Below are 24,311 nucleotides of genomic sequence, written 5' to 3'. Positions count from 1 at the left end.
ATGAAGGATCGCAGCCACAACCGAACCATCGGGAATCGCGTTTTGGCGCCGGAAACGCTGATGCTCGGCTACGGCTATGATCCGGCGCTTTCCGAGGGTTCGGTCAAGCCGCCGGTCTTTCTCACCTCGACCTTCGTCTTCAGATCCGCCGAGGAAGGGCGAGACTTCTTCGATGTCGTGGCCGGGCGCAAGCCCGCGCCAGAGGGTGGCGCCGGGCTGGTCTATTCCCGCTTTAACCACCCGAACAGCGAGATCATCGAGGAGCGGCTGGCCATCTACGAGGCCGGAGAAGGCGCTCTGGCGTTCAGTTCGGGAATGGCGGCGATCACGACCGCCATACTGGCGACCGCGCGGCCTGGCGACGTCATCCTTCATAGCCAGCCCCTGTATGGCGGCACGGAGACCTTGCTCAGCCGCACCCTCGCCAATTTCGGCATCAAGGCACATGGCTTCGCCGACGGAACCGATCCCGCCGCCATCCAAGCCGCTGCCGAGGAAGCCTGCAAGCTCGGGCGCCTCAGCCTGGTGATGATCGAAACCCCTTCGAATCCGCTCGACACGCTGGTCGATATCGCGGCTGTGCGTGCGGCGGCCGATCGGGTCGGCGAAACCACCGGCCTGCGGCCGCTCGTGATCTGCGACAACACCATGCTGAGCCCTGTGTTCCAGCAGCCGCTCCTTCACGGCGCCGATCTCGTGGCAGCGTCGCTCACAAAATACATAGGCGGCCACAGCGACCTTATCGGTGGCGCGGTGATTGGCAGCCGCGCGCTGTTGCAGCCGGTGCGGCTACTGCGCGGGGCGATCGGCACGCAGCTCGATCCGCATTCCTGCTGGATGCTGGGCCGCTCGCTGGAGACCTTGGCGGTGCGCGTTCGCGCCGCCGCCCGCAACGCCGAGACCGTTATCCGCGCGATGGAACTTCACCCGAAGGTTACAGCGGTGCATGCCCTCGGCGGTGAACGCGGCAGCGAGGCCACGCGTGGGATCTACGCCAGACAATGCACGGGTCCGGGCTCGACCTTCAGCATCGAGATCGCGGGTGGTGAGGCCGAGGCGTTCCGTGTGTTGAATCGGCTGCGCATCTTCAAGCTGGCGGTCAGCCTGGGCGGCACGGAATCGCTCGTGTGCCATCCCGCCTCCACCACGCATTCCGGCGTGCCTAAGGACGTGCGGGCCCGCATCGGTGTCACAGACGGCTTGATCCGTCTCAGTATCGGGCTGGAGAACGAGGACGATCTGGTTGCTGACCTCACCCAGGCTCTGGCGGTGCTGGATCAATCCTGAGCGCGGCTTTCCCAGCGGCCGGCAGGAAATACAGGGGGTCCAAGGCACTGGAGAAGCTGGCCTGATCGATCGGGGAGACCTGGTCGATCCCTCGCCCGAGGAAAGCGGCGACCAAAGCATTCAACGGTCCCGGCGCGTCGAGTTTTAGTCCCAATCCATCAAGATCGTCCGAGACGCAGGAAGGGCTAAAATCCAAATACCTGTTGGAGGTGTCGAGCCGCGCGGCGCTGGGAACACGCACGACAAGCATCCGAGAGGCCGATGGCAGCGCGTGGTGTGCGACAAAGGCCTGGGACGATAATATGCCGCAAAGCACGCTGGCCGGCGGTCCCGGCATGATCAGGATCATCGACGCGGGCAAGCCTGTATCCGGATTCCTCAGCAACATGTGCAACGTCCCGCCGCTGAGCACGACATCGCCAATCATCTGAACCGGGCCTCCGATCAGCGCCTCGGTATAGGTTGCCCTGAGCGTTGATCCCTTTCCCGGCTCGAGACGCAGCGCGCCACGGATCAGTTGCCCGGCATAATGGGGCGACCAGGCGAGCGAGTAACAGGCGAAGGTGCCGTACAGGGTGCGCAGCCCGCCCGGATCGGAAGGTGTTCCGTTGACAGCCTCGGAACGGGCGCGTGGCGTTTCGGTGCGGTGCATGTCTTCGAGGCTGGCGCCAAAGAGCAGAGCGATCTCGTCGCGAAACTCGTTCATGCTGCAGGTCGCGAGCCAAGTGCCGGGTCGGTGCGTCCCGAGAACCTTGGCCCAATCCTCATAAAGCTGGGGCGAGCGCGGCAACGCCCGCCCCTGGATCCACTTATGCAGCCGGTCGATATCACAGGGTGTGTTCGGGTTCACTGCCCTGAACCGCGCACAGAGGCCCTTATGCGTCGCGTTTCCCAGCACTGCGGCCGTCAGGCGCAATTTGGCAGCGAATTCAGCGTGCATCGAAGCGTCCAGGTCACGCACCCATCGCGTCTTGAGAGAATTTTCCCGAAAATGAACGTCTTTCTATGAATCGTCCATCGATTTCCTGGAAATTCCATGGAAATGCTCGCGATGCCTTTTTTGGTGGCGGCCGCTAGGCTGGGTCAACAATCGTCGCAGAAAGTGTGACGCTACGCGGTCTGGAGCGCCTGCAATAGACTATCGACGAGCAACCGAGGATGCTTGGCTATGATCGCTCATGCCGCGCAGTATAATTTGCTCCCCAAGTCGGTCGCGGTGGTGGGGTGTGGTCTGATCGGGGCGAGTTGGTCCGGCCTCTTTCTGTCGCACGGCTTCAACGTAAAGACGTGGGATCCCTCCGCCGAAATTCGCGCGGACCTTGCTGCTCGTGTCCAAGGCATTTGCGCCCAGTTGGCGGAGATGAAGTCCGGCGAGGGACTGTCACGCGGAACCCTCGTAGTTGAGCCGTCGATTGCAGGGGCTGTGCGTGACGTGTTCTGGATCCAGGAAAACGCGCCGGAATCGGTGCCCGTAAAGCAGGCGATCTATGCCGAAATCGAAACAGCCGCTTCGCCTGAGACGATCATCGCAAGCAGCACATCATCGCTGATCTGGTCGGAATTGGCGACCCAGTTACGCTACCCGCAACGCTTCATAACCGCGCATCCTTTCAACCCACCGCACCTCATGCCCCTAGTCGAGCTTTACGGAAACGACCCGGCCGCTTTGTCGTTCGCAGAATCGTTCTACCAAACACTTGGCCGCAAAACCGTTCGATTGAAAAAGGAGGCCGCCGGGCATATTGCGAACCGGCTTTCCTCCGCGCTCTGGCGCGAAGCGGTCAACATGGTCGCCGAGGGCATCGCCGATGTCGCCGAGATCGATGCGGCCCTTGTGCATGGTCCAGGGCTGCGATGGTCCGTCGTCGGTGCGCACATGGCTTATCATCTCGGCGGTGGTTCCGGCGGGATCGAGCACTACTTGAAACATCTCGGCCCCAGCCAGGAGGCTCGCTGGGCAAGCCTTGGCTCCCCCAGCTTGACGCCGGATATTTGCGCCAAACTCATCGCGGGGGTTACGGCGGAGGCGGCCGGCCGCTCCATCACCGAACTCGAGGCGGAACGGGACGCGGGCTTGATGCGCGTGCTCGCGGCGCGCGACGCCCCGCCGAAGTGAGAGGCGGCGGTGGCAGCTCATTCCCACCCAATCGCTAAAGTGTTTACCTCGGCTACCAGCAGGCGGAGGCTAGCCTAGCCATGTCACTTGATCCCTCGACCAGTGAGGTCCTCACCTCTGTTTCCACCGCGACGATCACGACCATCTTGCTGAAGAGGGGTCTGCGCAACCTGTGGATCCGCGGCGCGCGCCCTCTTGAGAAGGGGCAGCCCCGTTGCGCCGGGCGAGCGTTCACTTTGCGTTTCGTGCCCGCGCGCGAGGATCTCGCGACGCCCGCGTCCTGGAGTTCGCCGATTTCCACCCGCGCGGCGATCGAGGCCATGCCGAGTGGCTGCATCTCGGTGGTGGATGCGGGCGGCGCCACCGATGCCGGCATCTTCGGTGATATCCTGACGGCGCGAATGGCCCGCCGAGGCGTCGCAGCGCTGGTGACCGACGGTGCCGTGCGGGACGTCGCCGGTGTGCTCGGAACCGGACTCCCAGTCTGGTGCCAGGGCGTCGCGCCACCGCCATCCGTTGCTGCTCTTACCTTTGTCGGCTGGCAGGAGCCGATCGGCTGCGGCGGCGTCGCCATTTTTCCTGACGACGTGATCGTGGCTGATACTGACGGGGCGGTTGTCATCCCAGCAGCGCTGTTGGATGTCGTTCTGGCTGAAGCACCCGAACAGGAGCGGATGGAAGCCTGGATCATGGAGGAAATTGGCCGAGACGCGCCTTTGCCGGGTCTCTATCCGATGAATGCGGAGACGAAGGCGCGTTACGAGGCCTCAAACAAGGCCGCGGATCCGCCCGGGACCGGGCACTAAACCCAGCATTTGCGCCCCCGCGCCTTGTCGCACATGATGCCATCCTGCGTGCTTTCGCACACAACAACGACGCATGGGCGCCTTCCTGGCGATTGTCCGGGGCGACGATAACAGTGCGGCAGGAACGAAACCAAGGATCGCGTCATGAGCGTCACCCGCAGCCTTAAAGAACGCCTTCGCCGAGATGGGAAGGTGTTCGGCCCTATGATATTCGAATTCTTCTCGCCGGGAATGCCGGCGATCGTTGCCGGATCCGGCGCGGATTTTATTCTATTCGATATGGAACACACCGGCCTCGGCTATGAGACCCTGAAACACATGATTGCCGGTTGCAGAGGCCTGGACGTGGCACCGCTGGTTCGTGTGCCCACCAGCGAATACCACTTCATCGCCCGAGCACTCGATCTTGGCGCACATGGCATCATGGTCCCGATGGTCGAGAGCCGCGCCCAGGCCGAGCATATCGCTGCCTGCGCGCATTACCCCCCTTTCGGCAGGCGCGGAGCGGCATTCGGTGTCGCGCATGATGGTTACCGGGCTCAGCCAATCGCGACGATGGAAATAGCGCGCGAACGCACGCTGGTCATCGCTCAGATCGAAACCGCGACGGGCCTGGAAAATGTCGAGGAAATCGCGGCGGCAGAAGGCGTCGACGTGATTTGGCTCGGCCATTTCGATCTCACGAATTTTCTGGGGATACCCGGTCAGTTCCAAAACCCAATCTACTTAAGCGCCGTCAAGCGCATCGTGGAGGCGGCAAAGGCCAGCAAGAAGGTCGCGGGTTTTCTTGTGCCTGACGACAAATGGGCGACGGAATATTGGGAGCACGGATTTCGCATGATCGGCGTCGGGCCGGATCATGTGCTGTTTCAGAGCGCACTCGCACAGCGCCTCGCGTTTCTGAAAAGCCAGGCCTGACCTCGTCGGCTCGCGTGCCGCACTGCTGAAACCGTCGGGGCGCGGGGCGGCTGCGATGCCTCGCCTCGAACTGATCTACATCCCGGCGGGTTTCTGCAGATCGGCGCGATGGATTTGGTTGAGGAATTCGAGATACTCGGAGACAGAGGATACCGATCGCTCCGTCACCGATCGATCCGACCAGCGAAATCGCACGACACCAGAGGATTTATCTTTTCCGACATGAAATCTCGCTTTCACAAGCGTGATGCCGAGTGTGGACTTCTTGCCTGATTTTCCCATAGCGCGCTTAAGCCGTGCGATTCGATCTGGGCATGTCGCATATCCCTATCTGGCTTAGCTCGGCTCAAATTCGTGGCGAAGCCAAGCTGCCGGGCTGTGGCCGCAATCACTCCCCGAAAAAAAAGACGACGCTGTAAGAGCGCCGCCAAGTTTAGGGAGGGAACCTGCAGCGGGCCTTAGCCGTGCTGCGGACGGGACAATGATGTCGGATGCATCGACGGGCAATTCCTTTTGTGCGCTGCACAAGTGCTAACAGCTATGCCCAGCGTGATAGGGTCGGCCGACCGGCTTTGAGTGCTAAAGCTGGATGGGGGACGCTGCTCGGCAGCCGGTCCTTGATTGTGAGTGGCGGCCCGCGGCTAGGTGTAAGCAAGAAAAATAAGGGCATGATTACATTGTTCCAGGTCATACTCAGTGGGCTTGCGATCGGCGCGATTTACGGCCTGATCGGGATGGCACTGGCGATTTCCTACTACGTCACCCGCGTCATCAATTTTGCCCAGGGACAGTTGTTGATGATCGCCATTATGGTCGTGGCGGCGATTTCGTCCGCCGGGTGTTCCCCTTGGATAGCGGTTCTCGCGGGACTCGCCGCCTCCTGCGTCATCGGGGTCCTGTCCTATGTGGTGGCGGTGCGGCCGATCCTCGCCTTCGATCGCTTCAGCTTCGGCTGGCTAGTGAGCACCTTGGGCTTCGCCGTGGTGGTCGAGAATGCCGCCGCTTATATCTGGGGTCCGACGTCGCGGCCTTTTCCTCCGCTTCTGAACAGTTCCAGCCTCCACATCGGAGGCGCCATTCTCACGCAGCAGCAGCTTCTGGCAATTGTCGCAGCAATTGGCCTTGCCGCCGTATTCGAGTTGGTGCGCAGGCATACGCTGTTTGGCAAGCTTGGCATGGCAATCGCGGCCGATCCGGAAATGGCCTCCGCCATCGGGGCGAATATCACGGTGGTTGCGGTCGTGGCCTTCGCTATCTCGGGGCTTTTCGCAGGCATCGCAGGCATCCTGATCGGGCCGCTGACCTTCGCGAACCCCTATCTCGGTGACACCTACGGAACCTATGGCTTCATCGCGATGATGATCGGCGGGGGAACCGAAAAGCCCGTTGCCGCCATGTTCGGCGGCCTGCTTCTGGGCATTCTGTCCGAGGGCGCCAATGCACTGATCAACTCGCAGGCATCCGACTGGTTTCCGTTCCTCGTGCTCGTGGTGATTTTGATTTTCACGCCGCGAGGTCTTTTTAGTTCCGGAAATTTCTTGCTCCGTCTCCGCCCGGCACATTGATCGCGCTGCCGAGGAAACGCCGCGATGAATGGAAAGCCGGTGCAAGTCTCAACGCCAGTCGGTCGGATGGGGCAAATCGCGGCCCGATTGAAGCAAGCGGCAGGTCTGCTCGTAGTGGTGGGATATGTTCTCCTCACCTATATTGTCGCGAATTTAAATCTGAACCTCCAAAGCCTCGTCCTGGTTGCCGCGGTCTTTGGAATTTTGGCGATCAGCCTCGATTTGGTCGCGGGCACGCTTGGACTCTACTCGCTAGGCCAGGGTGGTTTCTTCGCGATCGGCGCCTATGCCACGACACTGGCGGCCACGGATTTGAACATCAATGTCTTCGTTCTGTTGCCCGTTATTCTCGCAATCACCGGCCTGAGCGGCATGATGATCGGCGCGATGTCTCTTCGCGTCAGCGGCCTGTATTTCGCCATCACGACATTCATTTTTACCCTCATAATCACGGTTCTGGCGACAGATCTACAGATTACGGGTGGCACACAAGGTTTGCTTGGCCCGCCTTTCCCGGACTTCCCGCAAAGCCTCACCGTGCTCGGCTCATCGGTTGCCTGGTGCGCCATGCTCTCGCTTTTCGCTGCCACTGCTCTGGTCTGGAACATACGGAAATCGCCACTGTATCCAGTGCTGCTCGCGATCAGGGATGCCGAGCCCTTCGCTGAGGCCGCTGGAGCGCGTACGGCGCTTATCAAAATCGGCGTCTTCGGCCTGTCAGCTTCCTTGGCGGGATTCGCGGGATGGCTCTTTTCCTTCCTTGGCGTCGTATCTCCTGGTCAGTTCGACTGGGCGGTCTCGCTGAACATCCTCGTCATGGTGCTGCTGGGCGGAATCAATACTACGCTAGGCCCGCTTGTGGGCGCCGCTTTCGTCAGCGCATTCCCGGCCGTCGTCAATATCAACCCTTGGCTCCAAGAGATCATCTACGGAGCACTCTCCATCTTCGCTATCACCGTCTTCCCCGAGGGTGTGGTGGGAATAATCAAACGCTACGTGTTTCGGGACGGCAGGAGCGAGACCATCGGGCGTGCGGATCAACAGGAGGCCGCTCCTGTTCCCCTGTCACGTCCAAACCAGGCCTTGATGCAGCATGGACCGGCCGTTGATGAAATTATGGTCGAATGCCGTGGCATCGAATTCGGCTATGGATCCGGTCCCAAAGTCCTGCGCAACGTGGATCTCATTGTGAAGCGCGGCCATATCCACGGCCTTATCGGCCCGAACGGATCCGGCAAAAGCACGCTTGCGAATGTCATCGCCGGCCGTTTGCGACCATCGTCGGGAACGACGACCGTTAGGGGATCGCGGGTCGATCGTTTTGCCCCGAGCGATCGCGCGCGGCTCGGCCTGCGGCGAACCTTTCAGGCCGCCGAATTGGTGCGCGAATTGACCACGCGGCAGAATGTTCTGGTCGGCTTATATAGCAGTGTGCCCGGTATCGTGCGAAGAGCGGCAGTCTGGCCTTTGCTCCCGTCCGGCCGGCGCGACATGAAACAGATGCAAACACGGGCCGCCGAAGCTCTGCTTTCGGCCGGCGCCGGGGATTGGACCAATCGGCGGGTCGGTGGTGTCCCGCATGGGATCGAGCAACTAACGCAGCTCGCATCGGTATGCGTGGCGGGTCCGGACATTATCATTCTAGATGAACCGGCAACCGGTCTGTCAACGCGGGAGGTTGATCATCTGGCGCGTATTCTCAGCGGTCTGAAGGCTCAGGGCGTCACCATGATCATCATCGAGCACCAGACGCGTTTCCTATTTCCACTCTGTGATCAAGTGACGGTCTTAAATGCGGGCGAGGTCATCCTCACCGGCACGGCGGATGAGGTTAGGGCAAACTCCGTCGTCAGGCAGGTATATCTGGGCGAATGAAAACCGAACCAAACCAGGCATTGCGGATTTCATCGCTATTCGCTGGATACGGGCGTTTTGACGTCGTTCGCGACATTAGCCTGCGGATCGAGGAGGGCGAAGCCGTCGCGCTGCTCGGTCCGAATGGTGCCGGGAAGACAACGGTCTTGCGCGCGATCATGGGTCTGGTGAAACACCGGAGAGGCACGATCCAGGTGTTCGGAACAGAGATTTCCGCGCTTCCCACGCATCGGATCGCCAGCGGATATGCCGCGATCGCTCCCGAAGGTCGCCGGCTTTTTCTCGATCAGTCGGTGGAAGACAACCTGATGCTCGGCGCCTTACATCTACGCCGGGACAAGGCGCGGGTTCAGGCGCTCATCGAGTCGGTCTACGAACTTTTTCCGGTATTGCTGGATTACCGCCGCCGCCGCTCGGCTTTCCTCAGTGGCGGGGAGCAGCAGATGGTCGCGATCGGGCGGATGCTGATGAGCGATCCGCAGGTGCTGCTTTTGGATGAGCCCTCAGTGGCGCTGTCGCCAGTTGCTGTGGACATCGTCGTGAAGGCGCTTCTGGAACTGCGGAAAAGAGGCGCCTCACTACTGCTCGTCGAGCAGCGCATCGATGTGGCGGTGCGGATTTGCGACCGTCTGTATATCATGACGCACGGTGAAATTGTCGACGAGATGAATCCGGATACGATCGGCCATGAAGGCATCGGAATGATCAATAAGTATCTGGGCTAGCCGATCCCCCGCCCGGGATGCACCAAATATAAGCTTCGGTGCATCCTACCAATCAGGAGTTTAGTCGGTAACTTCTACCCATGTCTTGGTCGCCGCGTCGTATTTGACCAGGGTTAGTTCGGCGGCCGTAATGGTAACGTGGTTCTGCGGGCTGAAGCCAAGATCGCCGGTAATGCCACCAAAATGCGAGATCGAGTTGAATGCCGCCTGGAGCGCTTTCGGCTCAGTCGACTTCGCGTTCGTGATGGCCTGAGCGAGCATCATGATACTGTCGTAGCTCGTCTCAGCGAAAGGCGTAGGGTCCTCGTTGAACTTCTTTTTATAGTCCGCGGCAAAAGCTTGCAGGTCGGCGCTCGGATGCAGCGCGGAAGTAAGCGCCGCGCTGATCGTGCCGTCCGCCTGATCACCAGCCAGCTTGGAGTAGGTATCGTCCGCATTAGTCTCGTCATTGCCGAAGACGGTGTACTTTAGCCCGAGAGAATGGAGATCCTGAGCAAATGCCGCCTGATCCTGAGGCGTAAGCCACACGTCAACGCAGGTCGCCCCGGTCGCTTTGATCGCGTTGATCTCCGGGATCAGACCGGTCGTCGCGCCGGTCGACCAATTCTCGGTAATCGTTTGATTGCTGGCGATGAGTTTGCCGGCCTTGTCGTAGACCTGCTTGATCCCGTAATAACCGCCCTCGCCATAGGTCGTCGGGTCATGCAGGACGGCGAGACCGGACGGGCAATGCTTCAACGCATATTCCGCGATTTTCGCACCCCATGCGAAGGTGTTCAATCCGAAATCGAAAACCCAAGGGTTCGGCGCGCCATCTGGCCCTTGGGTGTAAACCGTCAGCCCGCCGTCATCGACCACGCCGATATCCGGAATCTTGTACCGATTGGCCAGCTGCGCCGTCACAGGCCCGGTATCTGGCGAGCCAGCGATCGCAACCGCCCCATTGCTCACAAGCTTCTTGAACAACTGACCCGCGAGCGTGGCAGAAGCGTCATCATTGTGCCATTCCAGCTTGAGCGGCCGGCCGAGCACACCACCGCTCGCATTGATCTTCTCGATTGCGAGTTGTGCACCCTGAACCGTGGCGACACCCGTCGATCCATAAGCGCCGGTTGTTCCGGCAATCAAACCAACCAGGATCGGATCACTGTTTGCATAGGCATAGCCCGTCCCGAAAAGCAGTGTAGCCACCGTCGTGATAATACTATTAGCAAGACGCTTCCTCATCGGATCTCTCTTTCCTCTTTAAGTCCGGGAATGTTATACGCTGCTGGCCTCACCACTTAGCCGAGCGAAGGACCCTTGTGCCGCCGTCCGGAATTAGCAATCGAACCGGATAGGCGAGGATCAGCGCGCGCGACTGTCTTCCGACTGATTGTCTGCCACATCGCCGCGCCTGTCCACAGGTCTTCCTCGTTGCGCCCTCAACGCACCGCCCAAATGCCCCGGTTGTCCCACCTGCGGCATTTATCGGCGCGAAGGATTGCAGTATTCCGGTTCCGACCGATTCCAAGGACAAGCCATGAAACTGGATCACACTGCCAAGGGCGTTTACCCAATCGCGCCCACGCCTTTCAGCGCGGATGGCCGCATCGACTTCGCCTCGATCGACCGCATGACGGAGTTTTATCGCGAGGTCGGCAGTACGGGCATGACGGTGCTCGGCGTGATGGGGGAGGCGCCGAAGTTGGACAATGAGGAGGCGGTGGAAGTCGCCACGCGCTTCATCCGCCGTGCCGAAAACCTGCCGGTAATCGTGGGGGTCTCCGCACCGGGCTTCGCCATCATGCGCAGCCTGGCCCTGGCCTCCATGGAGGCCGGTGCAGCCGGGGTGATGATTGCGCCGCCGAACACACTGCGCACCGATGACCAGATTGCGACCTACTATAGCCAGGCAATTGAAGCGATCGGCGATGACGTGCCCTGGGTGATCCAGGACTATCCGCTGAACTTCACGGTCGTGATGACTCCCGGCGTCATCCGGCGGATCGTTACAGAAAACAAGTCCTGCGTCATGCTCAAGCACGAGGATTGGCCGGGGCTGGAAAAGATCTCCACCTTGCGCGGCTGGCAGGCTGAGGGGGCGATGCGTCCCATCTCCATCCTGTGCGGCAATGGCGGATTGTTCCTGGATTTCGAAACCGAGCGCGGCGCGGATGGCGCCATGACGGGCTACGCCTTCCCCGACATGCTTGTCGATGTTGTGCGCTTGCAGACCATTGGGCAGCGTGACGCGGCGCATGATTTATTCGACGCCCATTTGCCTTTGCTGCGCTACGAGCAGCAGCCCGGCATCGGCTTGGCCATCCGCAAATACGTGATGGCCAAGCGCGGCATCCTCGCCTCGGATGCCCAGCGCAAACCCGCCGGCGGCATGACGGCCCTTGCCAAAGCCGAGGTCAACTACCTGTTGGCTCGCTTGGAGCGACAGGATGCGCGGGCGGCGGGTCTAGCCGAATGAGCGCCAAGTTCCGGCCGACTGGTTCTGAGGGATTTTGACCGAATTTCGATCTGTAGATGAACAAACGGTCGATTTTGCGTGGCGCGTTATGATCGGTCTTGACCGATCATAACCGCTCATGTCTAGAATATAGCGCGGTATGGGCGGGAAGACCCATTGCACCCAAAGCGTGAGCCAGGGAGCGAGGATCGACGGCAGGCCGCCAAGATCTACTCTTAGGGAGCAAACAATATGCCCATGTGGCAGAACCGCATTCCAATGATCCTGCTCGCCGCGAGTTCGGTCAGTTTACTTTCGCCGCTTGCTCAAGCGCAGGACAAGACCACGGTCGGCTTCGTGACCCATTCGCAGGGTGACTCCTTCATCCAACAGATTATCGAAGGTGCCCAATCGGCGGCGAAGGATCTGGGTGTCGACCTCAAGGTTGCCCAGCAATCCGGCAGCGATCCGGACGGCCAGTTGAAGCTTGTGCAGAACATCGTCAATGCCGGCGCACAGGGCGTCGCGACTTCAGTGCCGGGCGAGTCCATGGCAAGAAGCCTGGATGATATCATCGAAAGCGGCGTTCCGCTGGCCCAATACAACTTGCTCAGCAGGGCAGTGAAGGGGCCTTACGTCGGAGAGCGTTCGACGGAAAGCGGCCGTATCCTCGGCAAGATGATCTTCGACAAGCTCGGTGGCGCCTCCGCAAAAGGCAAGGTCATCCTGGGCAACTGCTTCCCGGGACTCACGGTTCTCGAAAATCGCGGGCGGGGTGTCGAGGAATCGCTCAAAGCGGCGCCAGGGCTGACGATTCTCGGACCTTTCGACGTGAAGGTCAGCGCAGTCGAGAACTACAACCATTGGGAGCAGCTTTACGCGGCCAATCCGGATGCGGTCGCGCTCGTTGGCCTCTGCGCACCTGATGTCGCGAGTCTTGGCAAACTGAATGCCGCGAATGGCGATAAGTTCATCGCGGGCGGCTACGACCTTACGCCGCAAAATCTCAAGGCAGTGAAGGACGGTCACGCCTATGTCACGCTCGGACAGAGCGCTTATGTCCAAGGGTACCTGCCCGTAGCTCTGGTGGTGCAAGCGATCAAGACGAAAAAGCCTCTGCCTGTCGGCTTCTTCAATGCCGGCACCCAGGTCGTGACGGCCAGCAGTGTTGATATGGGCAACAATCTGCCGAAGATCACCTTCGAGCAACTCCAGACGATATCAGCCTCCCCTGATGCCACAGTGGAATTCTACAAGCCCTGGGCGAAGACTGTTGCAGGCGCTGACGCGCTCAACGGAATGCAGCCCATCTCCGCCGAATCCCAGTAGACGGCATGCAGGGCGAGCGCGACGATGGCCGGGACCTAACGCGCGCTCGTGCTGCGGCGAGCCCGGCGGTGGCAAACCCACTGCTTTCCGTTCGCAGTCTGACCAAGCGCTACGGCGGCGTTGTCGCGCTGAGCGGCATGAACCTCGAAGTGGCACGGGGCACCGTTCACGCCGTCGTCGGTGAAAACGGCGCCGGGAAATCCACGCTGATGAAGGTATTGGCTGGCGCCGTGCGCCCTGACGGCGGGGAAGTGTTGATCGAGGGCCAGGCCGCCACGATTGGTTCTCCCACCGCCGCTCGCGCCGCCGGAATCGGCATCGTCAATCAAGAGCTCAGCCTTTTCCCGCAGCGCTCCGTTCTCGCCAATCTCTTCGTCAATCGCGAGCCGGTGCGCGCGGGTCTGGTCTCGTTGCGAGACATGGAGGATCGCAGCAGAGCGCTTTTGGGACAATTGGGCCTGCATGTCGACGTCCATGCGCCTATCAGCGCACTGAGCATAGGCGAGCAGCAACTTGTGGAACTCTGTCGGGTTCTTCTGGAGGAGCCACGGCTGCTCATTCTCGATGAACCAAATTCGGCCCTAAACGAGCGGGAGACGAAACGGCTATTCGAGGTTCTGAGGCGGCTGCGTTCCGGGGGTATCACCATGCTCTACGTGTCGCACCGCCTTGAAGAAGTCTTCGCTATCGCCGACCGGGTAACGATTACCCGCAACGGACATGACGTTCTGACAAAAGCTACATCTGACCTCACGATATCGGAAGTCATCGAGGGCATGATTGGGACACAGGCACGCGAACTGTTCCCACCACCTTTGCCAAATCAGACCACCGCGACGCCGGCACGGCTGAATGTTAGCGGCTTGAGCGGCCAGGAACTGGCGGGGATTTCTTTCGACGTCACTTCGGGCGAGGTCGTGGGCCTGGCCGGCTTGGAGGGTTCAGGCGTGTCTACGCTGTTGGGAATGCTCTTCGGAACACAAAAAGCGAAATCAGGCGAGGTTCGCTATCCGGATATGAAGGGCCTGCCCCGCAACCCGACAGAGGCGGCACGGAGAGGCATTTGCCTGGTTCCGGCGGACCGTCGTCATCAGGGCCTTATGCTCGACAAGAGTATTCTCTTCAACATCAGTAACGTTCTTGTCGGCGCCTTGAACACCGGGAGTCCCTGGTTCGGCCATCGCAGCGCGCAGACGCGAGCCCAGCGTCAGATCGATAAGCTCAGGATCAAAACGAAATCATCCAATACCTTGGCCAATCAGCTTTCCGGTGGAAACCAACAGAAGGTCGTCGTCGGCAAATGGCTGGAGATCGCACCCAACGTGATCCTCCTGGAAGATCCGACGCGCGGTGTGGATGTCGGTGCGAAACGGGAGATCTATGAGCTGATTCGGCAGATGTCGGCAGATGGCCGGATCGTGCTCTTTAGTTCGACGGAACTGCCGGAACTCATCGGATTATGCGATCGCGTCATGGTTCTCTATCGCGGCAGGTTGGCAGGAACCGTCAGCGGCGCCGACATCGAAAATAGAATTCTACTCCACCTGATCAATACGGGCGAGATGCCGGCGCTAGCGGCCAAAAGCCGTGCCGTGTGATCGTTGCCGATGGAAAGTCATAGGAAAGCCAGTCGATGACAGATCTCACCGGAAAGATCGCCGTCGTCACCGGCGCGAGCCGTGGTTTGGGCCAGCGTGTGGCGGTGCGGCTGGCCGGGGCGGGTGCCACGGTCGCTCTCGTCGCGCGGCAAGAAGCGCAACTCCGGGAGACGGCGAAGCTGGTGGCCGCGTTAGGCGGCCGCTCCCATGTTTTGCCTGCGGATCTTAGCCGGGCAGAGTCACTTGATCTCATAAAGTCCAGCGTGGAGGCCGAACTTGGCCGCCCTTCCATTTTGGTCAACGCCGCCGGGATTTTCGGGCCGATCCAACTTATCAAAGACAGCGATCCCGCAGCCTGGATTGAAACCATCATGGCCAATACGGTCAGCGCCTATCTCACTTGCCGCGCATTTGTGGGGGGCATGATCGATATGGGCTGGGGTCGCATCGTGAATGTCACATCGGCGGCCTCCTTGCACGAACCAGGGCCAATCAACAGCGCCTACGGTACAAGCAAAGCCGCGCTGAACCAATTCACGCGCCATCTCGCGGCGGAAATCGCGGGCACAGGCGTTACTGCCAATGTCATCCATCCGGGTGACGTGAAGACCGATATGTGGGCCGAGATCCGCGACGCGGCCGAACGGCTGGGTCCGGTCGCCAATGCCTACCGCGATTGGGCACGCTGGGTTGAGCAGACTGGTGGCGACGATCCCGAAAAAGCGGCTGACTTGGTTCTCGATCTGATGGGTCCAGACGCGGCCACGGTCAGCGGACGGTTCCTGTGGATTCAAGGGGGCCTGCAGGCCCCTATTCCAAGTTGGGGCAAGCCTTCGGAAACGCAGCCTTGGAGGAAATGACGGCGTGAGCGATATGCGCGGCCTGAGTGCGGGACCTTCCTCGACCGCGGCGCCGCGAAGCGCACGCTGGCGTTTTGGGGTTCCGGAGGAAGTCGGTGTTGTCGTGGCACTCGTTGTTCTGATGGCGATCATCGGGATCTCACGGCCGCGTTTTCTGAATCCGCTCAACCTGCTGACGATTCTGGGCAATACGACCTTTCAAGGCATGCTCTCGCTCGGCATGGTGTTTCTGCTGGCGATCCGCGAGATCGATCTTTCGGTCGGCTGGATGTTTAATTTTTCGGCCGTGTTTTCAGCGACCCTCATGGTCGCCGGCTTCAATCCATGGCTCGCGACCTTGGGCGGCGTGGCTTTCGGCGCTCTGCTGGGGCTGATGAACGGCGCCTTGGCGGTCAGTTTGCGCCTGCCATCGATCATCATCACGCTCGGCACCTATTCCATGTTCCAGGGGTTGTCGCTTGTCGTGAACAGAGGCCGAGCCGTCGTTCCATCGGACGAATCGAGCAGCTTCTTTACCTTCATCTCGGCGAAGGTCCTTGGTGTCGTTCCCGTCGTCGCCATCATCTTCGTGTTGCTCGCGATAATTCTGCATATCGTCTTGCGGCGCACGCGATTCGGCTATCGCGTGCAGGCCGTCGGCAGCAATCCAGATGCCGCGCGTCTGGCGGGCATCCCGATAGCATTGGTCCGGTTGCAAACACTCGTGCTCATGGGCGCCATCAGCGGACTATCAGGGTCGATGTACATCGGATTTCGGGGGGCGATCGATCCAAATGAGGGCGCGGACTTCGCGCTCATTGTCATCGCCGCTGTCATTATCGGCGGAACCCCTCTTTCCGGCGGCGCGGGCACGGTGATCGGTGCTGTGGTGGGCATGCTCATCATTCAGGTCATCAGCAGTGGCATCATATTCTTCGGCATCGACGCTACGTGGAGTACCTTCGTTACCGGCGCTGTCATTGTGGTAGCCGTCGCCTTGGACCAGATCGTGAGATATCAGCGGAACCGCCGTATCGCCGGGGGCTGAGGACTATCCAGGCCGTTCTCAAGCTGCTTCCACACGGGATTGTTCGACCTGGCTCCAGTATAGAGAAATCACCGTGTCGATATGCTCGGCCATGGCCTCCTCTGCACGATCCTTGTTCCGGTCAACCAGAGCCATGAAGATCTTGGAATGTGCGGTGAACGCCGTCTCCTCCGCTCCCTGAACTTCGAGAACCTGCTTGCGCTGCTCCGTCAGCCAACCCGTGAGCGCTTGATAGATGCCGACCAGCAAAGGATTTCGCGAGACTCGTATAATTTCAAGATGAAAGATCACGTCCGTCTGGCTGAACAGGATGTTGTTCCCTTTGGCCGCTCGATTTTTTTCCAACGCGGCTGAAATCTGCTCCAGCTCATCTGAGGTAGCGGTCATCGCAGCAGTGCGTACGATCGCGACCTCCAATGTTTTCCGCAAAGCCTGGAATCGATGGACGCCCTCATCCTCGGACAGATATATGCTCACCGCACCGCTCATGGCGGAAACCAGCTTGTCCATATTGGATTTAGTGACGCGCGCCCTCTCTCCGTTCCTGATGTCGATAATTCCCTTCTGCTGCAGGGACAGCAGTGCTTCTCTGAGAGTCGCGCGGCTCACGTTGAAGCGGCTCATCAACTCCTTTTCGGCGGGCAGCAACTCGCCATCGACGAGTTGACCCTGCACAATCATCCGCTCGATCTGGGAAGTGACCTGCTCGTATAGCCGCGCTTTCCTGACAGGCTGAAAGCCCATTGCGTCCTCCGCTGGTCAGACCTTCTTCGAAGCCGACCGTGTCTTTCTGCCTATCAGACAGGTTGACAGTCAATAGCGGCGACAATAGGCTAGAGAAAATTGCTTTGCGGAATAGCCGCGTTGCATGCTGGCTCCTCAGCGATCCAGTGTTCCGATGCGTCGGCTCCTTCGCCCTGCAGTAAAATACAAGGGCGAAGCCCGGAAGAGGATGGAACGATGTACAAGAAGATCGGCCTCATCGCCTTGCTGTCGGCACTGGCAATCACGGGACAGGCCCGGGCTCAGAGCGTATCGCAAGTTCCGAGCTCCGGGCCGAAACCGCCCGGCGCTCCAATAACCATGCAAATGCCCTGGGGCACGTTCAAGCTCGCGGACCGCATCGCCGACAAGATTCGCAAGCATGAACCGATCAATGTCGTCTATTCTTACCAGGCCTCCGGCATTCCGCTATATTCCCAGCAACAATTGATGGGATTCAAGAACGGCTGCGCGGAAGCAAAAGCCATCTACCCCATGAATTGCGCCGCGATCGCGCCCGTGCAGGAGGACGCAAACCAGCAGGTTTCCCAGATTCAGGCTAAGCTCGCCACCAACGAAATAGATTGCTTGTCCGTCATGCCGGTGACGTTCGACTCAGCAACGACATTGGTCAATCAGATGATCGCCAAGGGTATTCCGGTGTTTTCCGTTGGCGTCCCGACCCATGGGCATGAATTCACAAACTTCACTCAGATTCCGCTCAAAGAGGGCGCGACAGCCGCACAAGTGGTGTTGGATTGGATGAAGACATCCGGTAATAATCCCAAGGTCTTCGCGATATCGGGAGGTGCCCCGTCACAGCAGTGGGCTCAAGGGCGGCTGAAAGGCTTCAGGGAGGCCATCGAGAAAGCCCTTCCCGATACGAAATTCCTCACCACTGAAACGAATGCCATCAACACGTCCTTCGATCCAGGAAAGACCTACGATACCTATCGGACATTCCTTTTGGGCCATCCAAACGTCCAATTCATCGTGAATGTCGATATCGGGGCCGAATACGCTGATCGCGCAATCGTCGATCTGAACCGCACTGGGAAGGTTTTCACAATTGGCTGGAACGTCAGCAAAGGCCAGCTTGACGCAATTGACAAGGGCATTCAGATCGCGCTGCTCGATCAGCGCTGGCCCGATCAGGGAGCTTTCGGTCCGTTTGCCTGCGCCCGTTTCCTATCGCAAGGGGAAGTCCTGGCGAATACCCAAAGCCTCTTGCCCGTCCTAAAACCGGGCGTGCCAGCCGCGCGCGCGCAGTTCGAGAAATTCCTCTCGAACAAGCAGTGAGATTGTTGATGGCGGGCGGGACGGCGCATGCCTGACGGATCGCGGCGGGCTGGAGACATGACAGGCAAGCTCCCCTTCAGGGCGAGCTTCGCCGTTGTCGTGCGGGCTGGCGGGTTAGTTGCGGCGATCATCATCGTCGCGATTGTATTTGACCTTTTCAACGCGGCTTTCCTGAGCATCGATGTCGGGATATCCATTCTCCGCTCGATGTGCTCGGTCGCGATATTGGGTCTTGGCCTGACGCTCGTCATCATAAGTGGCGAAATCGATCTGTCGGTTGGCGCAATGTACGGATTTGCGTCGAACATCCTCGCCGTTACGTGGATTTTGGGTGGCTTGCCGATTTATCTGGCTTTGCCGCTGACGCTCGTGATCGGCGCCGTGGTTGGGATGTGCAACGGAATTCTGAGCACCTGGGCGCGCATCCCGTCTTTCATTGTCACTTTAGGCAGTTACAATCTGCTCTATGGCCTTTCGCTGCTTGTTACCAACGCCACTACCTTCAATCCGGTCTACCCTCCGGATGGATCGAATGTCGCGGCCGGGCAGCTTAAGTTCTTTGTTGGTCTGACACGTCAGCTGGGGGCGCATCAGCTCTCAGCAGAGATTTTTTGGATGATCGGCGCCGCGCTGGTCGTCGGCTTCGTTCTGCATTACTCACTCTTCGGCTTTCGTCTGTACGCCATCGGCGGCAATGCGGCGGCGGCGCGCCTCGCGCGCCTACCGGTCGATAAATACAAAATCCTTGCTTTCTCTGCGGCGGGCGTTTTGGCGGCCCTGGCCGGCATACTGGATTTCTCGTTTGTTCAGACCACGCAGCCCGATATCGGATTGTCACAGACCTTCCCGGTCTTCGCGGCGGTGGTCATCGGCGGCGCCAGCCTCTCCGGCGGGAAGGGCACAATCATCGGCACCTTAGGCGGCGCGTTTCTGCTCGCCGAACTCCAGACCGGACTTGCGGTGCTATCGCCGGGTCCATACGCGCAACAGATTTTTCTCGGGGTTGTGACGGTGGGAGCAGTCGGCTTAGATATCGCCCTCAGCCGATTTCGGTCCCGGAGGGCGGCGTGACTCCGGGAGTGAGTGCCGCGCCCCTGTCGAAGGGCGGTGGTATAGCTTTACGGGGACTCGCCAAAAGTTACGGAAACACCCGCGCACTGCAAGGCCTCGACCTTGATCTCGCGCCGGGCGAGATACTGGGGATTGCCGGACCCAATGGCGCCGGGAAAAGCACGCTGATCAGGATATTAGCGGGCGAGGAAGATGCCGATGCCGGGCAGATTTCGAATGATGACGGGCACTGCACGCGTGAGTTCCTGGCTAAGCACGTCGCCGTCGTCCACCAGGAGCCACAGCTATTTCCCAATCTCACAGTCGCCGAAAACCTCCTCGTCGGGCGTGAACGAACGCGCTTTTTCAGGCCGCGTATTCGCCAACCAGATCGGGAACTCATGTCCACCATGGGAATCCTAGTCCACTCCAACGACGCTGTATCGAAGGTTCGACTGGCAACGCGCCAGCGTGTCGAAATTGGGCGGGCCCTGGCGCGCAACGCGAAAATCTTCCTGTTTGACGAGCCAAATTCGGCTCTGAGCGCGGATGAGTCGAGAGATCTATTCCGTGAATTGCACAAGGTCTCCGAGGCGGGCAATATCGTTATTCTGGTCACTCATCGGCTCGATGATCTTGTCAGGCACACACGACGTGTCGCCTTGATCCGAGACGGACGGATTGATGGACAACTCACTGGCACGGGACTTACGGAAGAGGCAATAGCCCGTCTCCTTGTGCGAGGACTCGAGCCAGATGAGAAGAGTAACGATGCGGCCAGGCGAGCGCGAAAGGAACCGGGCGAGCCTCCGCTGCTGCAGGTAAGCGCGTGGTGCCACACCGCGAAAGCCTTCTCGAATGTAGAGTTCGCGCTGGCGTCGCGTGAGGTGGTCGCGGTCTTGGGTGTGGAAGGATCGGGCGCCCGGGAAGTATTGCGATCCATTGCCGGTTTCGAAAATTCTCGTGGCGATATTCGCCTGCGAGGGCGCGAAGGCGTCGCGCATGTCCGCTCGGCTACGGCCTATGTCGCGCCATCGCGCTCGGAAAGCTTGTTTCACAACCTAACCGTGGGCGACAATATTCTTGCTCGTCTGGCACGACCCGAGATCGCGAATATCTATGGCCGGCTGAAGAAGGCCGAGATGCAGTCGAGGGCGGATGTCGAAATTCGTCGCTTCTGGGTCAAGGCCGAGTCGGCGAGCCAAAGCATAACGACCTTGTCGGGGGGCAATCAGCAGAAGGTTGCGATCGCACAAGCGATTCTGAAACGACCGCAGCTTATTCTGCTCGAAGAGCCGACGCGCGGAGTCGATATCGGAAGCAAGCGCGAGATATATCAGCTGCTGCGTGACTTTGCCGACGACGGCGCGGGGGTCCTCATGTTTTGTACCGAAATTCTCGAGGTGTTCGAAGCGGCGGATCGGGTGCTTGTCTTTGTTCAGGGTCGGCTGGCGGCATCCATAAAGACCGCGGATCACGAGCGAATCGAAGAGTTGGCAGCCACTGTCGCGCGCGCGGCCGGTGAGGCCGTGTAACCGCGCCTTTCGATGGGGCGCCTCCGAAGCAGAAAGAAAGAAAATATACCAGGATTTTGCGAGCAGAAAATACACGGAGATTCGGGATACTACTGCGGCATCCGTTGTGCCGAAACCGATCTGAGGGATGACATGACAAATTCGTTTCGTATTGGCATAACGCGCGACTTACTGACCAGCAGCGGCGCGCCCTCTTTCGGCGAGGCGGCGCTTGCGGCGCTCGGTGGTAGAGAGTGGGAATGGGTGGAGGAGAACACCACCGACATCACGCCGGAGATTGCCGCGCGCTATGATGCTCTATGTGTCAATGGCCCGCGCGTGCCAGCTTCCAGCGTAGCGCGTGCCGATTGCCGGTTGCGGATCGTGGCGAGGCACGGAGTGGGATATGAGTCGGTCGATGTAGCCGCGCTCACTGCCGCAGGCGTCGTGGTGACCAATACACCTGTGGCCGTGCGTCGCCCTGTCGCGACGGCTGCGATGACATATGTTCTTGCCCTGGCGCAGAAACTCCTGATCAAGGACCGGCTGACCCGCACCGGCGGATGGAACCGTCGTACGGATCATATGGGCCAAGGACTGACGGGGAAACGCCTCGGAATTGTCGGCGCGGGCAGTATCGGGCGGGAGACGATAGGGCTCGCCCGTGCCTTCGGCATGAGCGCTCTGGCGGCGGACCCGTTCGGCGATGCGGCGGCTCTGCGCGAGTTGGGTGCCGAACTGGTGCCGCTTGATCAACTTATGCGTGACTCCGACTTCATCGTTGTCACCTGCTTGTTGAATGATGAGACGCGGCATCTCATCAACGGGCCCCGCATCGCATTGATGAAGCCGACCGCCTATCTGATCAATGTCGCGCGAGGCCCCATCGTCGAAGAAGCGGCGCTGATCGCGGCACTCCAGGCAGGCAAGATCGCTGGGGCTGGACTCGATGTGTTCGAGCAGGAGCCGGTGGATCCGGCCAGCCCGTTGCTGACCATGGAGAATACGATCCTCACACCGCATTCGCTATGCTGGACGGATGAATGCTTCGGTGCCATCGCAACCAGCGCACTCTCGGGCATCGATGCAGCTCTGTCGGGCCGGCCTCCTCGCTTCGTGGTAGATCCCGATGTGATGAAGCATACACGTGTGCGTTCATGGCTTGGGGTGGAAAGCTGAACCGGCACCACTGCCCTTAGATCGCAAACATATAGGCAGGACCGAACATCATGAGCAGCTCGACGGCCATCGCGAACGCCAACAAATCCGGGGCGCCGACGCGCATTGGCCTGATCGGCTGCGGTTTCTATGCGCAGAACCACCTTAACGCCTGGGATGACCTGAAGCATGAAGGTGGCGTGCTCGTCGCCGTATGTGATAGTGACCAGGGCCGCGCCCAAGCCGCTGGTGACGCGCGTGGGGTACCCTGGTTCTCTGATGCGGAAAAGATGCTGTCCGCGCTGCAGCCCGATCTGGTGGATATCGTGACCCAGATGAATGCTCATCGCTCATTGGTGGAACTCGTAGCACGGCACGGCATCGGTCTGATCGTCCAGAAGCCGCTCGCGCCAAATTGGGAGGACTGCCTGGCAATGGCCGCTGCGACCGCCCGGGCGAAGGTGTTCGCGGCGGTGCATGAGAATTTCCGCTACCAGCCACAAATGACCCGGATGAAGGAACTCATCGACACCAACACCATCGGAAAGGCGACCTTTGCGCGTATTTCATTCCGTATCGGTTTCGACGTCTATGCGTCGCAGCCCTATCTTCTGACGGAGCCGCGCGGCGCCATCCTCGATGTCGGCATCCACCTGCTCGACCTCGCGCGGTTTTTCTGTGGTGAGGTGGTGCATGTCTTGGCCGAAACCCAGCGACGCAATCCGCGCGTCGCTGCCGAGGATACGGCGACAATTTTGTTGCGCCACGAATCCACGGCTGTAACGGTGGTGGAATGCACCTACGAATCACGGAGGCTGCCGGATACCTTCCCGGAAACCTTGATCGAGATCGAGGGTGACGAGGGCGCGATCCATCTTCACGCGGGCAACCGCCTTGTCATCACCAGCCGCGGCGCGATGACTGAAGAAACCGTGGAGCTGCCATCGCTCGACTGGGCCGATCCGCGCTGGCGGGCAAGCCAGGTCGCGGTATTGGAGACGAACCGGCACCTGCTGAGGAGTTTCCGAACTAGTCGGCCGGCTGATACGAGCATTGCGGATAACCTCAATACTTACGCACTCGTCGATGCCTCATATCTGGCGGCGGAACGGGGCGTCGCGGTGGTTCCTAAACGCTGGGTGGAGGGCTAAGGATCATGGAGGGCGACCCTGCGGCTCCAACCTTGTTCGGGGTTACAGTCAGTTTCACGATTGCGGATGGCCAGCTTTCGGCCTTTCTCGCCCTGGTGCGCCGCAATGCCGCCGACTCCGTCCGGGAGGAGGAGGGGTGCCTCCGATTCGATGTTTCGGTGCCTGCGGACAAATCGGCTTCGCCAGTGGTCTTCCTCTACGAACTCTATCGTGACCGTGGCGCCTTCGACCTTCATCTGCGCAGCGGTCATTTCCTTGCCTTCGATCGAGCGAGCAGCCACCTCGCCGTAGAGAAAACCATCAACACCTATTTGGTCAGCGAGCATGCGAAAACCTGATCGGTGACGTGCTCCTGAGGCGATTCCGAGGTGCGGGGTAGTGGCGACTCGATAATTCATAGCCTGACGCCGGTGAACGCTCTTGAACCCCCCAGCCCAGATGGGGCAGAAGTTGCGCTCACGCGTCAGAAGGAAAATTGCTTTATGTCCAAAGCCTTTATTGCCGCCGTCCTCCAGGAATCCGCAGAACTCACTGGTGTGGCCGCGAATCGGGCTGCAACCGATGTAGTCCATGCCATCATCAACGAGTTGAAGAAGTCCGGGGGTTTTACCCTCCCCAGCTTCGGGACCTTCCGGGTCGTCAAGACAAAGGCTCGCAAGGCGCTCAATCCTCGCACGGGTGAGCCCGTGAAGGTGAAAGCCGGCAAAACGGTCCGGTTCAAGGTTTCGCCCACGCTCAAGAAGGCCGTCTAACGCGCAAGGCTGCCAGGACAAGGCGAGTCGCGAAAGGATCGGCCAAGTAGGCTCAAGAACAAATAACAGGGCGCGCAAG

22 protein-coding genes are annotated in these 24,311 nt (G+C 59.9%); 19 read left to right on the top strand and 3 right to left on the bottom strand.

Annotated elements, in window-relative coordinates; genetic code table 11:
- Entirely contained in the window at window positions 1-1,287 is a 1,287-nt protein-coding gene (locus tag GSQ92_RS10010; RefSeq protein WP_158803118.1) for a cystathionine gamma-synthase family protein, read from the top strand.
- Here the strand turns inward: GSQ92_RS10010 and GSQ92_RS10005 are convergent.
- Window positions 1,253-2,227: a hypothetical protein gene (locus GSQ92_RS10005; protein ID WP_159013409.1), complete on the bottom strand. Its 975-nt coding sequence runs from the start codon at window positions 2,225-2,227 to the stop codon at window positions 1,253-1,255. The genes GSQ92_RS10010 and GSQ92_RS10005 overlap by 35 nt on opposite strands.
- A 228-nt stretch (window positions 2,228-2,455) precedes the next feature.
- On the opposite strand from GSQ92_RS10005, the gene GSQ92_RS10000 reads away from it, so the two are divergent.
- The 6 genes from GSQ92_RS10000 to GSQ92_RS09975 all read left to right on the top strand — a co-directional run bounded on the left by GSQ92_RS10000 (window position 2,456) and on the right by GSQ92_RS09975 (window position 9,292).
- Window positions 2,456-3,403, top strand: a complete 948-nt coding sequence (locus GSQ92_RS10000; RefSeq protein WP_158803116.1) for a 3-hydroxyacyl-CoA dehydrogenase NAD-binding domain-containing protein — start codon at window positions 2,456-2,458, stop codon at window positions 3,401-3,403.
- A gap of 80 nt (window positions 3,404-3,483) precedes the next feature.
- Window positions 3,484-4,209 (top strand): ribonuclease activity regulator RraA, encoded by a 726-nt coding sequence (locus GSQ92_RS09995; RefSeq protein WP_158803115.1) that lies wholly within the window; start codon window positions 3,484-3,486, stop codon window positions 4,207-4,209.
- A 144-nt stretch (window positions 4,210-4,353) separates the two neighbouring features.
- On the top strand, window positions 4,354-5,127 hold the full coding sequence (locus GSQ92_RS09990; protein WP_158803114.1) for an HpcH/HpaI aldolase/citrate lyase family protein: 774 nt from the start codon (window positions 4,354-4,356) through the stop codon (window positions 5,125-5,127).
- A 668-nt stretch (window positions 5,128-5,795) separates the two neighbouring features.
- Complete coding sequence (locus GSQ92_RS09985) at window positions 5,796-6,692, top strand: branched-chain amino acid ABC transporter permease (protein WP_158803113.1); 897 nt, start codon at window positions 5,796-5,798, stop codon at window positions 6,690-6,692.
- A 24-nt stretch (window positions 6,693-6,716) separates the two neighbouring features.
- Window positions 6,717-8,567, top strand: a complete 1,851-nt coding sequence (locus tag GSQ92_RS09980) for a branched-chain amino acid ABC transporter ATP-binding protein/permease (protein ID WP_159013408.1) — start codon at window positions 6,717-6,719, stop codon at window positions 8,565-8,567.
- On the top strand, window positions 8,564-9,292 hold the full coding sequence (locus GSQ92_RS09975; RefSeq protein WP_158803111.1) for an ABC transporter ATP-binding protein: 729 nt from the start codon (window positions 8,564-8,566) through the stop codon (window positions 9,290-9,292). Before GSQ92_RS09980 ends, GSQ92_RS09975 begins: the two co-directional genes overlap by 4 nt.
- Window positions 9,293-9,352: 60 nt before the next feature.
- Here GSQ92_RS09975 and GSQ92_RS09970 read toward each other — a convergent pair whose 3' ends face one another.
- Window positions 9,353-10,519 carry an ABC transporter substrate-binding protein gene (locus GSQ92_RS09970; protein WP_159013407.1) on the bottom strand — a complete coding sequence of 389 codons (1,167 nt, stop codon included), beginning with the start codon at window positions 10,517-10,519 and terminating at the stop codon, window positions 9,353-9,355.
- Window positions 10,520-10,814: 295 nt separating this feature from the next.
- On the opposite strand from GSQ92_RS09970, the gene GSQ92_RS09965 reads away from it, so the two are divergent.
- The 5 genes from GSQ92_RS09965 to GSQ92_RS09945 all read left to right on the top strand — a co-directional run bounded on the left by GSQ92_RS09965 (window position 10,815) and on the right by GSQ92_RS09945 (window position 16,546).
- Window positions 10,815-11,753, top strand: coding sequence for a dihydrodipicolinate synthase family protein (locus GSQ92_RS09965; protein ID WP_159013406.1), 939 nt, complete (start codon window positions 10,815-10,817; stop codon window positions 11,751-11,753).
- A gap of 231 nt (window positions 11,754-11,984) precedes the next feature.
- On the top strand, window positions 11,985-13,061 hold the full coding sequence (locus tag GSQ92_RS09960; RefSeq protein ID WP_159013405.1) for a sugar ABC transporter substrate-binding protein: 1,077 nt from the start codon (window positions 11,985-11,987) through the stop codon (window positions 13,059-13,061).
- Window positions 13,062-13,129: 68 nt separating this feature from the next.
- Window positions 13,130-14,659: a sugar ABC transporter ATP-binding protein gene (locus GSQ92_RS09955; protein WP_159013404.1), complete on the top strand. Its 1,530-nt coding sequence runs from the start codon at window positions 13,130-13,132 to the stop codon at window positions 14,657-14,659.
- 35 nt (window positions 14,660-14,694) lie between these two features.
- Window positions 14,695-15,519 (top strand): SDR family NAD(P)-dependent oxidoreductase, encoded by an 825-nt coding sequence (locus tag GSQ92_RS09950; RefSeq protein ID WP_158803106.1) that lies wholly within the window; start codon window positions 14,695-14,697, stop codon window positions 15,517-15,519.
- 13 nt (window positions 15,520-15,532) lie between these two features.
- The gene (locus GSQ92_RS09945; protein ID WP_254065641.1) at window positions 15,533-16,546 is read left to right on the top strand and encodes an ABC transporter permease; all 1,014 of its coding nucleotides are present in this window, start codon (window positions 15,533-15,535) and stop codon (window positions 16,544-16,546) included.
- Window positions 16,547-16,564: 18 nt separating this feature from the next.
- On the opposite strand, the gene GSQ92_RS09940 is transcribed toward GSQ92_RS09945, so the two are convergent.
- The gene (locus tag GSQ92_RS09940) at window positions 16,565-17,290 is read right to left on the bottom strand and encodes an FCD domain-containing protein (protein ID WP_158803104.1); all 726 of its coding nucleotides are present in this window, start codon (window positions 17,288-17,290) and stop codon (window positions 16,565-16,567) included.
- A gap of 120 nt (window positions 17,291-17,410) precedes the next feature.
- On the opposite strand from GSQ92_RS09940, the gene GSQ92_RS09935 reads away from it, so the two are divergent.
- The 7 genes from GSQ92_RS09935 to GSQ92_RS09905 all read left to right on the top strand — a co-directional run bounded on the left by GSQ92_RS09935 (window position 17,411) and on the right by GSQ92_RS09905 (window position 24,232).
- A complete protein-coding gene (locus GSQ92_RS09935; protein WP_158803103.1) occupies window positions 17,411-18,607 on the top strand; it encodes a sugar ABC transporter substrate-binding protein in 1,197 nt (398 codons plus the stop codon).
- Window positions 18,608-18,634: 27 nt separating this feature from the next.
- Window positions 18,635-19,678 carry an ABC transporter permease gene (locus tag GSQ92_RS09930; protein ID WP_158803102.1) on the top strand — a complete coding sequence of 348 codons (1,044 nt, stop codon included), beginning with the start codon at window positions 18,635-18,637 and terminating at the stop codon, window positions 19,676-19,678.
- Window positions 19,675-21,192, top strand: a complete 1,518-nt coding sequence (locus tag GSQ92_RS09925; RefSeq protein WP_158803101.1) for an ATP-binding cassette domain-containing protein — start codon at window positions 19,675-19,677, stop codon at window positions 21,190-21,192. Before GSQ92_RS09930 ends, GSQ92_RS09925 begins: the two co-directional genes overlap by 4 nt.
- 132 nt (window positions 21,193-21,324) lie before the next feature.
- Window positions 21,325-22,350, top strand: a complete 1,026-nt coding sequence (locus tag GSQ92_RS09920) for a 2-hydroxyacid dehydrogenase (RefSeq protein WP_158803100.1) — start codon at window positions 21,325-21,327, stop codon at window positions 22,348-22,350.
- A gap of 50 nt (window positions 22,351-22,400) precedes the next feature.
- The gene (locus GSQ92_RS09915) at window positions 22,401-23,480 is read left to right on the top strand and encodes a Gfo/Idh/MocA family protein (protein ID WP_158803099.1); all 1,080 of its coding nucleotides are present in this window, start codon (window positions 22,401-22,403) and stop codon (window positions 23,478-23,480) included.
- Window positions 23,481-23,485: 5 nt separating this feature from the next.
- Complete coding sequence (locus GSQ92_RS09910) at window positions 23,486-23,818, top strand: putative quinol monooxygenase (RefSeq protein ID WP_158803098.1); 333 nt, start codon at window positions 23,486-23,488, stop codon at window positions 23,816-23,818.
- A gap of 144 nt (window positions 23,819-23,962) precedes the next feature.
- A complete protein-coding gene (locus GSQ92_RS09905) occupies window positions 23,963-24,232 on the top strand; it encodes an HU family DNA-binding protein (protein WP_158803097.1) in 270 nt (89 codons plus the stop codon).
- The last annotated feature ends 79 nt before the right edge of the window (window positions 24,233-24,311 follow it).

Origin of the sequence: Acidisoma sp. S159, from assembly GCF_009766125.1 — a bacterium.
Lineage (GTDB): Bacteria > Pseudomonadota > Alphaproteobacteria > Acetobacterales > Acetobacteraceae > Acidisoma.
This window is presented reverse-complemented; position numbering and strand designations above follow the sequence as displayed.

Excerpts from the sequence above, each read along its gene's own strand:
- GSQ92_RS09945 (WP_254065641.1), top strand. The coding sequence starts at position 15,533 with ATGCGCGGCCTGAGTGCGGGACCTTCCTCGACCGCGGCGCCGCGAAGC.
- GSQ92_RS10010 (WP_158803118.1), top strand. The coding sequence starts at position 1 with ATGAAGGATCGCAGCCACAACCGAACCATCGGGAATCGCGTTTTGGCG.
- GSQ92_RS09915 (WP_158803099.1), top strand. The coding sequence starts at position 22,401 with ATGAGCAGCTCGACGGCCATCGCGAACGCCAACAAATCCGGGGCGCCG.
- GSQ92_RS09985 (WP_158803113.1), top strand. The coding sequence starts at position 5,796 with ATGATTACATTGTTCCAGGTCATACTCAGTGGGCTTGCGATCGGCGCG.
- GSQ92_RS09960 (WP_159013405.1), top strand. The coding sequence starts at position 11,985 with ATGCCCATGTGGCAGAACCGCATTCCAATGATCCTGCTCGCCGCGAGT.
- GSQ92_RS09940 (WP_158803104.1), bottom strand. The coding sequence starts at position 17,290 with ATGGGCTTTCAGCCTGTCAGGAAAGCGCGGCTATACGAGCAGGTCACT.
- GSQ92_RS09980 (WP_159013408.1), top strand. The coding sequence starts at position 6,717 with ATGAATGGAAAGCCGGTGCAAGTCTCAACGCCAGTCGGTCGGATGGGG.
- GSQ92_RS09990 (WP_158803114.1), top strand. The coding sequence starts at position 4,354 with ATGAGCGTCACCCGCAGCCTTAAAGAACGCCTTCGCCGAGATGGGAAG.
- GSQ92_RS09995 (WP_158803115.1), top strand. The coding sequence starts at position 3,484 with ATGTCACTTGATCCCTCGACCAGTGAGGTCCTCACCTCTGTTTCCACC.
- GSQ92_RS09975 (WP_158803111.1), top strand. The coding sequence starts at position 8,564 with ATGAAAACCGAACCAAACCAGGCATTGCGGATTTCATCGCTATTCGCT.
- GSQ92_RS09910 (WP_158803098.1), top strand. The coding sequence starts at position 23,486 with ATGGAGGGCGACCCTGCGGCTCCAACCTTGTTCGGGGTTACAGTCAGT.
- GSQ92_RS09930 (WP_158803102.1), top strand. The coding sequence starts at position 18,635 with ATGCCTGACGGATCGCGGCGGGCTGGAGACATGACAGGCAAGCTCCCC.
- GSQ92_RS09905 (WP_158803097.1), top strand. The coding sequence starts at position 23,963 with ATGTCCAAAGCCTTTATTGCCGCCGTCCTCCAGGAATCCGCAGAACTC.
- GSQ92_RS09965 (WP_159013406.1), top strand. The coding sequence starts at position 10,815 with ATGAAACTGGATCACACTGCCAAGGGCGTTTACCCAATCGCGCCCACG.
- GSQ92_RS09950 (WP_158803106.1), top strand. The coding sequence starts at position 14,695 with ATGACAGATCTCACCGGAAAGATCGCCGTCGTCACCGGCGCGAGCCGT.
- GSQ92_RS10005 (WP_159013409.1), bottom strand. The coding sequence starts at position 2,227 with ATGCACGCTGAATTCGCTGCCAAATTGCGCCTGACGGCCGCAGTGCTG.
- GSQ92_RS10000 (WP_158803116.1), top strand. The coding sequence starts at position 2,456 with ATGATCGCTCATGCCGCGCAGTATAATTTGCTCCCCAAGTCGGTCGCG.
- GSQ92_RS09970 (WP_159013407.1), bottom strand. The coding sequence starts at position 10,519 with ATGAGGAAGCGTCTTGCTAATAGTATTATCACGACGGTGGCTACACTG.
- GSQ92_RS09920 (WP_158803100.1), top strand. The coding sequence starts at position 21,325 with ATGACAAATTCGTTTCGTATTGGCATAACGCGCGACTTACTGACCAGC.